General features: G+C 63.2%; 13 protein-coding genes and 1 tRNA gene. 2 read left to right on the top strand and 12 right to left on the bottom strand.

Going from position 1 to position 12430, the window contains the following annotated elements; all coding sequences use genetic code 11:
* Positions 1-13: 13 nt before the first annotated feature.
* The 5 genes from QF015_RS21250 to QF015_RS21230 all read right to left on the bottom strand — a co-directional run bounded on the left by QF015_RS21250 (position 14) and on the right by QF015_RS21230 (position 4363).
* Entirely contained in the window at positions 14-1093 is a 1080-nt protein-coding gene (locus QF015_RS21250) for a threonine aldolase family protein (RefSeq protein ID WP_429390715.1), read from the bottom strand.
* A 43-nt stretch (positions 1094-1136) separates the two neighbouring features.
* Positions 1137-1847 carry an SDR family NAD(P)-dependent oxidoreductase gene (locus tag QF015_RS21245; protein ID WP_429390657.1) on the bottom strand — a complete coding sequence of 237 codons (711 nt, stop codon included), beginning with the start codon at positions 1845-1847 and terminating at the stop codon, positions 1137-1139.
* The gene (locus tag QF015_RS21240; RefSeq protein ID WP_429390656.1) at positions 1847-3214 is read right to left on the bottom strand and encodes a DUF6421 family protein; all 1368 of its coding nucleotides are present in this window, start codon (positions 3212-3214) and stop codon (positions 1847-1849) included. The genes QF015_RS21245 and QF015_RS21240 overlap by 1 nt, the downstream gene beginning before the upstream one ends.
* A 202-nt stretch (positions 3215-3416) precedes the next feature.
* A complete protein-coding gene (gene msrB, locus QF015_RS21235) occupies positions 3417-3857 on the bottom strand; it encodes a peptide-methionine (R)-S-oxide reductase MsrB (RefSeq protein WP_310209724.1) in 441 nt (146 codons plus the stop codon).
* 14 nt (positions 3858-3871) lie between these two features.
* Positions 3872-4363, bottom strand: coding sequence for a hypothetical protein (locus tag QF015_RS21230; RefSeq protein ID WP_310209722.1), 492 nt, complete (start codon positions 4361-4363; stop codon positions 3872-3874).
* 121 nt (positions 4364-4484) lie between these two features.
* Between QF015_RS21230 and QF015_RS21225 the strand changes: the two genes are divergently transcribed.
* Positions 4485-5780 (top strand): alpha/beta hydrolase family protein, encoded by a 1296-nt coding sequence (locus QF015_RS21225; RefSeq protein WP_429390655.1) that lies wholly within the window; start codon positions 4485-4487, stop codon positions 5778-5780.
* 1 nt (position 5781) lies between these two features.
* On the opposite strand, the gene ybaK is transcribed toward QF015_RS21225, so the two are convergent.
* From ybaK to QF015_RS21210, 3 genes are all read right to left on the bottom strand, one after another.
* Positions 5782-6288 carry a Cys-tRNA(Pro) deacylase gene (ybaK, locus tag QF015_RS21220; RefSeq protein WP_429390654.1) on the bottom strand — a complete coding sequence of 169 codons (507 nt, stop codon included), beginning with the start codon at positions 6286-6288 and terminating at the stop codon, positions 5782-5784.
* Positions 6289-6306: 18 nt separating this feature from the next.
* A complete protein-coding gene (locus QF015_RS21215; protein WP_310209714.1) occupies positions 6307-6765 on the bottom strand; it encodes a SufE family protein in 459 nt (152 codons plus the stop codon).
* 74 nt (positions 6766-6839) lie between these two features.
* A complete protein-coding gene (locus QF015_RS21210) occupies positions 6840-7766 on the bottom strand; it encodes a sulfurtransferase (protein WP_310209711.1) in 927 nt (308 codons plus the stop codon).
* A 210-nt stretch (positions 7767-7976) separates the two neighbouring features.
* Between QF015_RS21210 and zapE the strand changes: the two genes are divergently transcribed.
* Positions 7977-9017 carry a cell division protein ZapE gene (gene zapE / locus QF015_RS21205; protein WP_310209709.1) on the top strand — a complete coding sequence of 347 codons (1041 nt, stop codon included), beginning with the start codon at positions 7977-7979 and terminating at the stop codon, positions 9015-9017.
* Between the two features lies 1 nt (position 9018).
* Here zapE and QF015_RS21200 read toward each other — a convergent pair whose 3' ends face one another.
* From QF015_RS21200 to QF015_RS21185, 4 genes are all read right to left on the bottom strand, one after another.
* The gene (locus tag QF015_RS21200; RefSeq protein WP_429390653.1) at positions 9019-10236 is read right to left on the bottom strand and encodes a benzoate/H(+) symporter BenE family transporter; all 1218 of its coding nucleotides are present in this window, start codon (positions 10234-10236) and stop codon (positions 9019-9021) included.
* A gap of 134 nt (positions 10237-10370) precedes the next feature.
* A complete protein-coding gene (locus tag QF015_RS21195; RefSeq protein WP_026540338.1) occupies positions 10371-10604 on the bottom strand; it encodes an antitoxin in 234 nt (77 codons plus the stop codon).
* Positions 10605-10699: 95 nt separating this feature from the next.
* Entirely contained in the window at positions 10700-12154 is a 1455-nt protein-coding gene (locus tag QF015_RS21190; protein ID WP_310209702.1) for an amino acid permease, read from the bottom strand.
* Positions 12155-12333: 179 nt separating this feature from the next.
* A tRNA-Gly gene (locus tag QF015_RS21185) sits at positions 12334-12409 on the bottom strand.
* Positions 12410-12430: the final 21 nt, after the last annotated feature.

Genomic DNA, 12430 nt, shown 5'->3' with positions numbered 1-12430 from the left:
CGGGCGCACGTGCTTAAAGGGAACCAAGTTCCCGCTTGATGCCCGCAACGAAGGCGTCAATGTCGGCCTCCGTGGTGTCGAAGGAACACATCCACCGAACTTCTCCCCGGGCCGCGTCCCAATCGTAGAAGGCGAAGCTCTGCCGCAGGCGATCGGCAACACCTGGCGGAAGGATGGCAAAGACGCCATTGGACTGTGTCGCCTGGGTGGGCTCGACGCCGTCGATCGCTTCCACGGCAGTGCGCAGGCGTGCTGCCATGGCATTGGCGTGGGCGGCAGACCGAAGCCACAGCCCGTCTTCCAGCAAGGCGATGAACTGGGCCGAAATGAAGCGCATCTTTGAAGCGAGCTGCATGTTCATCTTGCGCAGGAACTTCAGTCCGTCGGCGGCTTCAGGGTTCAGGGCCACCACCACTTCGCCGAAGAGCAGCCCGTTCTTGGTGCCGCCAAAGGACAGGATGTCCACGCCGGCGTCCCGGGTGAAAGCCCGCAGGGGGACACCCAAGTGGGCGGCGGCGTTCGCCAGGCGCGCACCGTCCATGTGCAGTTTCATGCCCTTGGCATGGGCGTGGTCGGCAATGGCACGTACTTCTTCGGGGGTGTAGCAGGTGCCAAGCTCGGTGGTTTGGGTGATGGAGACGGCCAGGGGCTGTGCCCGGTGTTCGTCGCCCCAGCCCCAGGCTTCGCGATCAATCAGCTCAGGGGTGAGCTTGCCGTCCCCGGTGGGTACCTGCAGGAGCTTGATTCCGCCGATCCGCTCAGGTGCGCCGTTCTCGTCCATGTTGATATGGGCGGTGGATGCGCAGATCACCGCTCCCCACCGCGGAAGCAGGGACTGCAACGACAGGACGTTGGCACCTGTTCCGTTGAAGACCGGGAAACACTCAATGCCCGGTCCGAACTGCTGTTCCAGAACGTCCTGGAGGCGTGCCGTGTAAACGTCCTCACCGTAGGAAACCTGGTGGCCGCCGTTGGCAGCGGCCAACGCAACCAGGATCTCAGGGTGCACGCCGGAGTAGTTGTCCGAGGCAAATCCGCGAACCGAAGGATCGTGGAGTTGGCTGGGTCCGGCGGTAGCTTTGGCGCTGTGGATGGCCTCTGTTGTGCTCGTCACTTGTTCATTCACGCTTTCAAGTCTATTTGGCCAGCACGATGCGCTGGCCGTTGAGGTTTGCTGCCGGTTCGCCGAACAGCCCGACGACGGCGGCCGCCAGGTCTTCGACGTCCGTGTACCCGGGGAATCGGCGTTCCGGATGGGCGGCGCGCATCGCCGGATCCACCAGCGCCTTCACCACGAAGATGGCTGCCGCGCTGTGCTGCTCTTCGGCTTGCATCCGGCGGAATCCGTCCGCCACGGCCAAGGTCCAGGCCTCGGCAGCCGCTTTGGCTGCTGCGTAGCTGGCGGCCGCGGCCGTGGGGGCGGACGCTGCAGTGGATGAAACCATGGCGAGCCGGCCGTTCGGAGATGCTTCGAGCTGGCTGTAGAACACGCGGGACACGTTGCGCAGGGTGGTGACCGCGCTGCGTTCCATGGCATCCCAGTCCTCGTCAGACTGGTCTTCAATGCCCTTCGCGCCCCGCCAGCCGCCCACCAGATGGATGACACCGTCAACGCCGTCAACGCCGCGGCTGTGGAGGCCCTCCGCCAGGGCACGTACTGAGCCAAGGTCGGCGAGGTCGCACACCAGGGGTGTCACTCCGTTTCCGGCTTCGCTCGCGGCCGCCTGGATCCGGACCTCGTCCGAGCCCACGGTAAACACCCTGTGACCGGCGGCCCCCAACGCCCGCGCCGCAGCGATGCCGGTCGCGCTGCTACCGCCGGTCACAAGGATGGTCAGAGTGGTCATCAGGCCGCTGTCGCGCCGGTGATGCCGGTGGTGGACTCGATGACAGGACGCATTTTCTTCTCCAGTGCTTCGTAGAACATGGACAGGGGGAATTCATCGTCGAGGACCTGGTCGGTGAGCCCGCGCGGAGGGCCGTCCAAAGGCAGGGCATCCGGGCCCTTGGCCCAGACCGACGCCGGGTGGGCTGTCACGGTACCGGAGATGAGCTCATAGGCTGCCAGCCAGTGGGCGGCCTTCGGGCGGTCGATGGAACGCCAGTAGAGTTCTTCGATTTTGGCGCCGAGTTCCACCACGACAGCGGCGGCATCTTCCCAGTCGATGGAGAGCTTGCTGTCCGTCCAGTGGAGGACGTGGTGCTGGTGCATCCATGCGAACAGGAGCTGGCCACCGAGTCCGTCGTAGTTGCGGACCCGGCTGCCGGTGATGGCAAAGCGGAAGATCCGGTCGAAGATCACGGCATACTGAACCAGTTTCGCGTGCTTGCGTGCATCGGGATCGGCGTTCTCGTCTTTCTCGATGCGGACGGACTCGCGGAATGCCGTCAGGTCGCAGCGCAACTCTTCCAGCGAGTAGAGGAAGAACGGCATGCGCTGCTTGATCATGAACGGATCGAAGGGAAGGTCGCCACGCATGTGGGTGCGGTCGTGGATGAGGTCCCACATGACAAACGTGCGCTGTGTGAGTTCCTGGTCTTCGATCAGCTGTGCTGCGTCCTCGGGAAGCTCCAGGGACGTGGTTGCCGCGGCTGCTTTGAGGACGCGGCGGAAGCGGGCAGCTTCCCGGTCGGCGAAGATGGCACCCCAGGTGAAGGTAGGGGTTTCACGCACGGCAACGGTTTCGGGGAACAGCACCGCGGAGTTTGTGTCATACCCGGGGGTGAAATCGATGAATCGGATGGGGACGAAGAGTTTGTTGGAGTACTCTCCGGCTTCGAGGCCTGCGATGAACTCCGGCCAGATGACCTCGATCAGGACCGCTTCGACCAGCCTGTTGGTGCTGCCGTTCTGCGTGTACATGGGGAACACCACCAAGTGCTGGAGCCCGTCTACGCGCAGTTCCTGCGGCTGGAACGCTTGGAGTGAGTCCAGGAAGTCAGGGATGCCGAAGCCGCCCTGCGCCCAGCGTCCAAAGTCCTGCACCAGCAACTCCAGGTACCTGGCGTCGTGGGGGAACAGGGGAGCGAGCGCTGCGATGGCGTCGGAGATCGTTGCCACGAGCGCAGCCGCATCGGCGTGTGCAGAAGGATCGGCGATGGAACCATCCTGTTCCTGGTATGCCTGCAGTGCAGTGGCCGCAGCCTTCAACGATGTCCACTCGGCGTTGTCGGCGGTGACACGCGGGAGGGTGGAGGTGGCGATGGTTGTCATGGAGCTCGGCCCTTTCCGAAGTAGTGATTGCTTCTGGGCCGAGCGTAGCAAGCGAAAAGCATTGCTAATCCAAATTTGTCTCAAGCATTAGAAACTCTTGCTCTCAAGATGCGTCTGCACAGTTCGAGGTCAAGTGCGACCCGCTGTTTCAGCCGTCAGAGACCGGACGAACGCGCCGGCAGGCACGTCCGTCCGGATCCGGCTAGCTTTCGTCGGGGTTGACCAGACGCAGCGAGATGGAGTTGATGCAGAACCGCTGGTCGGTGGGAGTGCCGTAACCTTCTCCCTCGAACACGTGGCCCAGATGGGAATCGCAGTTCGCGCAGCGGACCTCCACACGGTCCATTCCCATGGTGCGGTCATGGAGGTAGCGGACAGTGCCTTCAGCCAGCGGCGCCCAGAACGAGGGCCAGCCACAATGGGAATCAAACTTCTCCCTGCTGGTGAACAACTGGCTGCCGCAAGCACGGCACTGGTAGACGCCCTCGGTGTGGGTGTCCCAATACTCGCCGGTGTACGGCCGTTCGGTGCCCGCCTGCCGCAGCACGCGGTATTCCTCGGGCGTCAACTCCTCGCGCCATTGGGCATCGCTCTTCTCCACGGGTGCAGAAGTTGTCTTGCTGGTGTTTTCAGGAGTGTTCATGTCTTATGCAACGCTCACGAGTCGCCGATAAATCCCGAACCCGCGTACAGGTGGAGCACCGGGAGCCCCAGTTGATCCTGCGCTTTGTTGGCCCAGTCGGTGTGGAAGGTATCGGCTATGGCATGGGGGCGCGTCACGACAACCGCTTGTGCTGCATCGAGCGCCCGGACCTTTGCTACCAAGCCGGCCACGGCATCGCCGTCGACGACTTCCCCCGTAACCCCGCCGCCCAGGCCGGCCAAAGCCGCCAGCGAGGCAGCCAACGTATCCGAGGCCTCGGCACGCTCCACCTCGGGGTCCGGTGACTGTGACGTGAGTTCGCGGAATGCCTTGGCGATATCCAGCAACGACAGATTCTCCAGGAAGTCCACCAGCAGATGTCGCTCGGTATTGGCGGGAACCAGGACAACAAGGGGCACGTCACCGCCATCCACCAATTTGGCGATGTTAACGCGGTCGTCGGGGCCAAGGGGCTCTTCAGTCAGGATGACTATGGGATCACTCATGGCTACAGCGTAGTGCTCAGAACCTGAGTCCGCAGGCTTTTGGTCCCCGATTCCAGGGGTAGGTACGCCGCGCGCTCCCCACCTGCGGCGGGCAGCGTCACGGACCAGCAACAATGGAAGCATGGCATCGACTAACCGGTCAGCGAGCGACGCTGCAGAGAACAAAATGTCCCCCCGTACCAAATGGGCGATCGCCGGCTTCATCGCCGGAGGCAGCCTCGCCGGACTGGTGGGAGCCGGTTCCTCCGCGCTCGCCGTTTACTTTGCCCGCCGTGTCATTACGCCGGCCGCCCGGCATGAGGACCAGGAAGTCCTCGCCGTCATCCGGGGCGACAAAGGGCCACAGGTCATCCTCGCCGCCACCCCGGATTCGACCATTGACGGTGTCTTCAGCCTCTTCTTCTCAGGCGGCCAGGGGCACGCTCGGATCGGCCGCATCGTCTCGTACTCGCCAGCCGAACAGACGGTCCTTCGCGAAGTGGAAGAGGTGTACAGCGGGAACCTGTCGGAGGCACGGCGCGGCTGGTGGAGTGGTGCAACCTACCCCGATCCTGCGGCGATCGGCCTGGCAGCGGAGGATGTGAATATCACGGTCGACGGCGGGACGGCGCCGGCGTGGTTGATCCGCGCCGATGCTTCGTCCCCGGCACCGGTCTGGGCGATCATGGTGCACGGACGCGGCGCTACGCGGCTCGAAGGTCTCCGGGCGGTACGCACGGCCCGGGATCTGGGGCTGGACAGCCTGCTCATTTCCTACCGCAATGATGGCCTGGCTCCGTCGGCACTGGACGGGCGCTACGGATTGGGATCCACGGAATGGCATGATGTGGAGGCCGCGATCGACTATGCACTCGAACACGGGGCCAAGGAAGTGGTTCTTTTCGGATGGTCCATGGGCGGAGCGATCAGCCTCCAGACCGCCGATCTGTCCAAGCATCGGCATCTCATCCGGGCCTTGGTCCTGGATGCCCCCGTCATCAACTGGGTCAACGTGATGGCACACCACGCCGAAATGAACAGGATCCCCTACACCGTGGGGCGCTATGGACAGCTGATGCTGGGACACCCGCTGGGACGCAGGCTGACCGGCCTCGCGGCTCCCGTTGACCTGAAGGCCATGGACTGGGAAGCCCGGGCCGTCGAGCTGCGCACCCCCACCCTGGTGATCCACAGCCTTGACGACGACTACGTTCCCTTCGGACCGTCCGCAAGCCTCGCCGAAAAGAACCCGGAGATGGTCACCTTTGAGCCGTTCAACGGTGCGCGGCACACCAAGGAATGGAACGTGGATCCCGAAAGGTGGGAACGCGTGGTCCACTCATGGTTGCAACGGGAGCTGGCTCCGCGGAACAACCCGGGCCAGGCCGACGCTGCGGTGCAGGGGAGTGCCCCGGGTCAGCCGGGAATCAACGGCTAGTTCAGCCCTTGGCGGCCGGCGTGGTGCCGATGGGAGCGACGGTAGCCTCCGTCAGCCGGATCAGGTCCGCTGGAGCAAGTTCTATGTCCAGTCCCCGTCGGCCACCGGATACCAGGATGGCGTCAAAGCCCAACGCTGATTCGTCGAGGACCGTGGGGGAGGACTGGCGCTGTCCCAGCGGGGAAATGCCGCCCAGGACATACCCTGTGCGGCGTTCAGCGGCTTTGGGATCAGCCATGGCAGCCTTCTTGGCTCCAAGCGCTGCAGCTACGGACTTCAAGTCGAGGTTTCCGGACACAGGGACAACGGCTACTGCCAGCCGGCCTTCAACGTCCACCATGAGCGTTTTGAAGACCCTGGCGGGCTCGATGCCCAGGACCTCCGCTGCTTCCAGGCCATAGCTGGCTGCCGAGGGGTCGTGGGCATACGGGTGCAGCTCAAAAGGAACGCCGGCCGCAGCAAGAGCTGCGGTAGCCGGCGTTCCCTGTGAAGCCATTTTCCTGGCCATACCGTGTAGTGGCGCCTTTCAGTTTCCCAGCCGGTTTGCGGCCGCAACTTTGCGCTTGATGCGGCCGAGCATGGCGGTCATTCCCCGCATGCGCAGGGGAGTGATGGCCCGGGTCAATCCCAGCAGCTCGGGCATATCGTCCGGAACGGCAAGAATCTCTTCGGCAGTGAGCCCGTCCAGGCCCTCGTGCAGCACACCGGCGAAGCCGCGGGTCGTCGGCGCCTCCTGCGGAGCCTTGAAGAAGAGCCGGTATTTCCGGGGGCCGTCAGGATTCTTTTCGGACTCGATCGTGAGGAACAACGGAGACTGGCACTCCACAACCTGCTCCAGCAACTCCGGGTGGTCCTTCAAACGCTCCGGCAGCTCCGGCAGGCCCCTGGAGAACTCAAGCAGGAGCTGGAGACGGTCAGGCTCCGTGAGTGCCTGGAAGTCATCAACGATTTCCGCCAAGGCGGTGGGCAAAGTGTTCGTACTCATCTCTTCCAGCTTACGCACAACCGTCCTGAATGCACTTTCCGTATTGCAACACTACGGGGCCTTTGGAGACGCGGTTAGTTGCTTGCGAAGGCTGCAGGGACTGAACCGCGTTCGGCGCCCTTGACGATGGGAACGCGCACCGCATTGCCCCACTCGGTCCAGGAGCCGTCGTAGTTGCGCACGGTATCGAAGCCCAGCAAGTACTTGAGTGCGAACCACGTGTGGCTTGAACGTTCTCCGATGCGGCAGTAGGCCACCACGTCGTCGCCTGCTTTGAGCCCGGCCTCGCCGAGGTACAGGGCTTCCAGTTCTTCGCGGCTGCGGTAGGTGCCGTCTTCTGCAGCGGCGCGGGCCCACGGAATCGATGCAGCTGTGGGGATGTGGCCGCCCCGCAGTGCGCCTTCCTCCGGGTAGGCGGGCATGTGGGTGCGCTGGCCCGTGTATTCCTCGGGGGAGCGGACATCGATCAAGGGGTTGCCCAGGTGCGCCAGAACGTCTTCCTTGAACGCGCGGATGGGTGCGTCATTGCGCTCCACTTCCGGGTACTCGCCAACGGCCGGCTGTGAAGCTTCGGTGGTCAGTTCCCGGCCTTCGGCGATCCACTTGTCGCGGCCGCCGTCCAGGAGGCGGACATCCTCGTGGCCGAAAAGCGTGAACACCCACAGTGCGTAGGCAGCCCACCAGTTGGACTTGTCGCCGTAGATGACAACCGTGCTGTCTCGGGAGATCCCCTTGGAAGCCGCCAAGGCAGCGAACGCGGCGCCGTCGACATAGTCACGGGTGACCTCGTCGTTCAAATCTGTGTGCCAATCGATTTTGACGGCCCCCGGGATGTGCCCGGTTTCGTACAGGAGGACGTCTTCATCGGACTCAACGACCACCAGTTTGCCGTCGGCGATGGCGCCGTCAGCGAGGGCTGACGCAAGCCACTCTGTGGAGACAAGGCGTTCGGGGTTCGCGTACGAGGCGAACTTTTCGTTCTGTTCAACGGGGTAGGACATGGTGATGGCCTTTCACTGACAACGGACGGGAGCCAGGCCATGGAAAGTGGTGCAGGTGTGGGCCCGGCGTGCTCCCAACACTAACCACGGGCCGCCAGGAATGCTTCCCCGCGGTCACACGGTGAAACATGGGCTTGGTCACGTATCCTTCCCGCGTCCTCCGATGCCGGTATTCTTGCTGGGGACTTAATACCGAAGGAACGGACCACCGTGGTAAAGATCGAACAACTGGCTGCCCGTACACCGGCAGTCTCCGTGGAGGAACTCCTCAAGGGTTTCTACCCCTCTCCGCGATTTGGAGAGGTCTCGTTCGACAGCTACCGGCCCGACCCCTCGCAGCCGAGCCAGGCCAATGCAGTGAAGCTGCTTTCCGCGTTCGCCGATGGCGTGGGCAACGGCGAGTCCGGCGGTCTCTTCAAGAAACTGTTCGGCAAGAAGGCCCCCGCCACGAGGGCAGGGATCTACCTGGATGGCGGTTTCGGTGTGGGCAAGACCCACCTTTTGGCTTCGCTGTGGCACAGGTCCCCGGGACCCAAGGCCTTCGGTACGTTCGTCGAATACACCAACCTGGTTGGCGCGTTGTCCTTCCGCAAAACGGTGGAAGCCCTCAGCAGCTACAAACTGGTGTGCATCGATGAATTCGAACTCGATGATCCCGGGGACACCGTGCTGATGTCCCGCCTCATGCGTGAGTTGGCCGACGCCGGCGTCAAGCTCGCTGCCACGTCCAACACCCTGCCTGGCTCACTGGGTGAAGGGCGCTTTGCCGCCGTCGATTTCCAACGCGAGATCCAGGTCCTTGCCGACCAGTTCGATGTTGTCAGGATCGACGGCGAGGACTTCCGGCACCGTGGGTTGCCCGCTGCACCGGCCCCGCTGAAGACCGAAGAACTCAAGCACCGCATGAAGGCCGAATTCGACGGCAAGACCGTGGCAGTGGATGACTTCCGTACCCTGGTGAACCACTTGGCGGCCGTTCACCCCAGCCGCTACCGGCAACTCATCTCAGGCGTCGAGGCCGTGGTGTGGAGCGACGTGGAAACCATCACGGAACAGGCTGTGGCCCTCCGCTTTGTCGTGTTGGCCGACAGGCTCTATGACAAGGATGTGCCGATCCTGGCCAGCGGCGTGCCTTTCGACAAGCTCTTTACTGAAGAGATGATGACCGGCGGTTACACCAAGAAGTACTTCCGGGCCGTGTCCAGGCTGACAGCCCTTGCCCGGGAGGCCCAGAACCACGAGCCTGCCTGATTCAGGCTTGCTGACGGGGTTCGCGGTTTTTCAGCATCCAGCGGACCAGAATGCCTCCGGCCAGCGCCCAAAAGGCAGCCCCAACCCCTGCGAAGCTGAGCCCCGACGCTGCCAGCAGGAAAGTGATGCACGCGGGAATCCGCTCTTCGGCCACGGCCAGGGCTGAGGAGATGGACGAGGCGAGGGTTCCGAGGAGCGCCAGGCCGGCGACCGCCTCCAGGAGTCCCGGCGGGGCTGCGGCCACCAGGGTCACGAGCGCCGCGGAACCGGCTGCCAGGACCAGGTACGCCAGTCCCGAGACGAATGCTGCGATCCAGCGCCGCCCCCGGTCCTTCCCGGCTTCCTCGCCTGCCGCCAGTGCTGCACTTAGGGCAGCAAGGTTGATCGCATGCGCTCCGAAGGGTGCGCCGGCAAGGGTGCCCGCTCCCGTGACCAGCATCGAGGACCGCCACGGGGTGGTGTATCCAAAGGATGCGAGAACCGCGACGCCGGGAATGTTCTGCGAAGCCATGGTGACGATGAACAAGGGGAGCGCCAGTCCTACGGCTGCTTCCAAGGAAAAGGCGGGGGTGGTCCACTCCAGCTTGGGCAGGAGGCTGTCCCAAGGTACTTGCACGCCATTGGCGACGACGTGGATCCCGATGACGGCGAGGGCGACCAACAGCGATCCGGGTACCGACCACCGTGGCGCGAACTTCATCAGGACAATCCAGCACAGCACCACGGGAGCAATGAAGAGCGGTACCGATCCCAACGACCTGAACGGCGCCAGGCATAGGGGGAGCAGGACTCCGGCAAGCATGGCTTGAGCCAGAGCCGTGGGGATTTTGGCCATCAAGCGGCCCAGGAACGGCAGCATCCCGGTCAGGACGATCAGCACCCCGACGATCAGGAACGCACCGACGGCGGCCGGCCAGCCGCCGTCGACCACTCCGGCGGAGGCGAGCAGCGCAGCGCCGGGCGTGGACCAGGCGAGTGTCACAGGCATCCGGGAACGCCAGGAAAGCCACAGGATTCCGAGGCCGAATGTCAGGGTAAGCGCCAGCAGGCCGCTGGCCGCCTGGGCCTGATTGGCCCCCACGGCCTGCAGGCCTGCCAGGACGACGGCGAATGACGAGGTGAAGCCCACCAGCGCTGTGACGATTCCGGCGGTAATCGGTGGGGCCAGCGTCTCCCGGGTGGAACGGGTTGGTGTCGTGGGCGGGGAGGCGGAAGGCATAGAGTCCAAAGTACCGGACCGGTTGTTGGAATCCCGCGTCAGGGGAACTGCATGATTAAACGCCAAGGGCACCGGTGGCGCCTCTCGGCGGGACCGGTGCCCCCTTGACGTATCTGGTACGGCGGCTCAGGCAGCTACGGCTGCTTTGGCTCATCCGTGACGGGAGCCTGTCCAGGCTGACCGTCGTTCTTGGCCACGAAGTCGGAAGCGGCATTCTGGACTTTGTCGACGTGGCCGGCATATTTGCCGCCCGTCTTTTCGTCCACAAAATCCCCGGCCTTTTCGATGCCATTCTTGATGGCTTCTTCGTTGCCTTGAATGAGACCCTGAGCCTTGCCCTTCAGGTCGTCAATTAAACCCACGGGCACCTCCCTTCCATCGCGGAGCCAGTTCGCTCCTCCGCGTCCGACCCTAACACCAGTTCGCAGGGGTGCCAAGGGTCCCGGACGGGGCTGTGGACAAACTACGCCAACGGCGTACTTTCCACCTTGTGCCGCGGGCTGTCCGGATTCATGAGGGAGTGCCTGCGACCGTAGGCGAAGTAGATCACCAAGCCGATGACCAGCCACACACCGAACCGGACCCACGTTTCCCAGTGCAGCTGGAACATCAGGAAGGCAGATGCCAGGACACCGAAAGCGGGGACGAGCGGCATGAGCGGCAAGCGGAAGGTCCGCGGGGCGTTGGGCTTGGTGTATCGGAACACGATCACGGAAACACAGACCACCACGAAGGCTGCCAGGATGCCGATATTGGTGAGGTCGGCAACTTCCTTGATGGGGAAGACTCCGGCAAGGAAGGCCGAGGCAATGCCGGCGATCCACGTGACCCGCTGCGGAGTGCCGTGGCGGTCCGTTTTGGCAAACCAGCCGGGCAGCAAGCCATCGCGGCTCATGGAGAACCACACGCGGGTAACGCCCAACAGGAAGGTCAGCATGACGGTCAGGATGGAGAGGACCGCAAACACCGAGATGATGGTGGCGATCACGGGCAGTCCGACGCCTTGGAACGCCGAGGCGAAACCAGCCGTGGGATTGATGTCCTTGTAGTTCTGCATGCCGGTAAGGACCAGCGTGGCAGCAACGTAGAGCAGCATGGCAATGATCAAGGACAGGATGATCGCCTTGGGCATGTGCTTCTTGCCGTCCTTGGCTTCTTCGGCGGCGGTGCTCATGGCGTCGTAGCCGAACACAGCGAAGAAGACCGTCGCGGCGCCGGCAATGACGGGACCGAAGCCGCTGGGCATGAAGGGGTTGTAGTTCTCGGTGTTGACGTAGAAAATGCCCAATCCGATGATGAACAGGATCAGGATGACCTTGATGGCCACCGCGACAAGTTCGAACCGGCCAAAGGCTTTGGTACCCCGGCTCAGGATCCAGGTGACCAGCAGGCAGACAAGGATTGCCGGGAGGTTGATGATGCCGCCCTTGCCTTCATCGGCGGTGGACGTCATCCAGGTTGGCATGTGGATTCCGATGCCCGAAAGGAACGCATCGAAATAGCCTGAGATGCCGATGGCCACCACAGCCACGATGGCGATGTATTCCAGCAGGAGGTCCCAGCCGATGAACCAGCCGATGATCTCGCCCAACGCTACGTAGCCGTAGGTGTACGCCGAGCCTGCGCGGGGGATCATGCCGGCGAATTCGGCGTAGGACAGTGCCGCTGCACCGGACGCCAGGCCGGCGATCAGGAAGGAAAAGAGTACTGCGGGTCCAACGCCCGGGTTGCCTTCGCTGCCGTGGGCCACGAGACCTGCCAGTGAGAAGATTCCGACGCCGATGATTCCGCCGACGCCGATGGCCGTCAGTTGCCAAAGGCCAAGGCTTTTGAAAAGTCCGCTGTGTTTGCTTTCTTCCTCGATGTCGTCGATGGGCTTGCGCCTCAGGACGGACTTGGAAGCCGTCTGTTGGTTCATGGGGGTACTCCTGCCAGTTGGCGTGGAACGGTGATGAGCTCGCAGTACATTATGCGAGTCGAATCACATTAGATAAAGCGACTTCATCTGAGGTGTATCGGTTAGCTCAGGTGACGTTTATGAAATGGGCCGGATATGGGCACAAAAAAAGCAGCTCCGGGGAGCTGCTTTCTTGGGAATGGAGCGGACGACGAGATTCGAACTCGCGACATCCACCTTGGCAAGGTGGTGCTCTACCAGCTGAGCTACGTCCGCACATGTTGCCTGCCGGGCTGA

This window comes from Paenarthrobacter sp. TE4293, from assembly GCF_050435325.1.
Classification (GTDB): Bacteria; Actinomycetota; Actinomycetes; order Actinomycetales; family Micrococcaceae; genus Arthrobacter; species Arthrobacter nitroguajacolicus_C.
This window is presented reverse-complemented; position numbering and strand designations above follow the sequence as displayed.

Coding starts and splice junctions, on each gene's coding strand:
- QF015_RS21245 (WP_429390657.1), bottom strand. CDS start 1,847: ATGACCACTCTGACCATCCTTGTGACCGGCGGTAGCAGCGCGACCGGC.
- QF015_RS21240 (WP_429390656.1), bottom strand. CDS start 3,214: ATGACAACCATCGCCACCTCCACCCTCCCGCGTGTCACCGCCGACAAC.
- msrB (WP_310209724.1), bottom strand. CDS start 3,857: ATGAACACTCCTGAAAACACCAGCAAGACAACTTCTGCACCCGTGGAG.
- QF015_RS21230 (WP_310209722.1), bottom strand. CDS start 4,363: ATGAGTGATCCCATAGTCATCCTGACTGAAGAGCCCCTTGGCCCCGAC.
- QF015_RS21225 (WP_429390655.1), top strand. CDS start 4,485: ATGGCATCGACTAACCGGTCAGCGAGCGACGCTGCAGAGAACAAAATG.
- ybaK (WP_429390654.1), bottom strand. CDS start 6,288: ATGGCCAGGAAAATGGCTTCACAGGGAACGCCGGCTACCGCAGCTCTT.
- QF015_RS21215 (WP_310209714.1), bottom strand. CDS start 6,765: ATGAGTACGAACACTTTGCCCACCGCCTTGGCGGAAATCGTTGATGAC.
- QF015_RS21210 (WP_310209711.1), bottom strand. CDS start 7,766: ATGTCCTACCCCGTTGAACAGAACGAAAAGTTCGCCTCGTACGCGAAC.
- QF015_RS21200 (WP_429390653.1), bottom strand. CDS start 10,236: ATGCCTTCCGCCTCCCCGCCCACGACACCAACCCGTTCCACCCGGGAG.
- QF015_RS21190 (WP_310209702.1), bottom strand. CDS start 12,154: ATGAACCAACAGACGGCTTCCAAGTCCGTCCTGAGGCGCAAGCCCATC.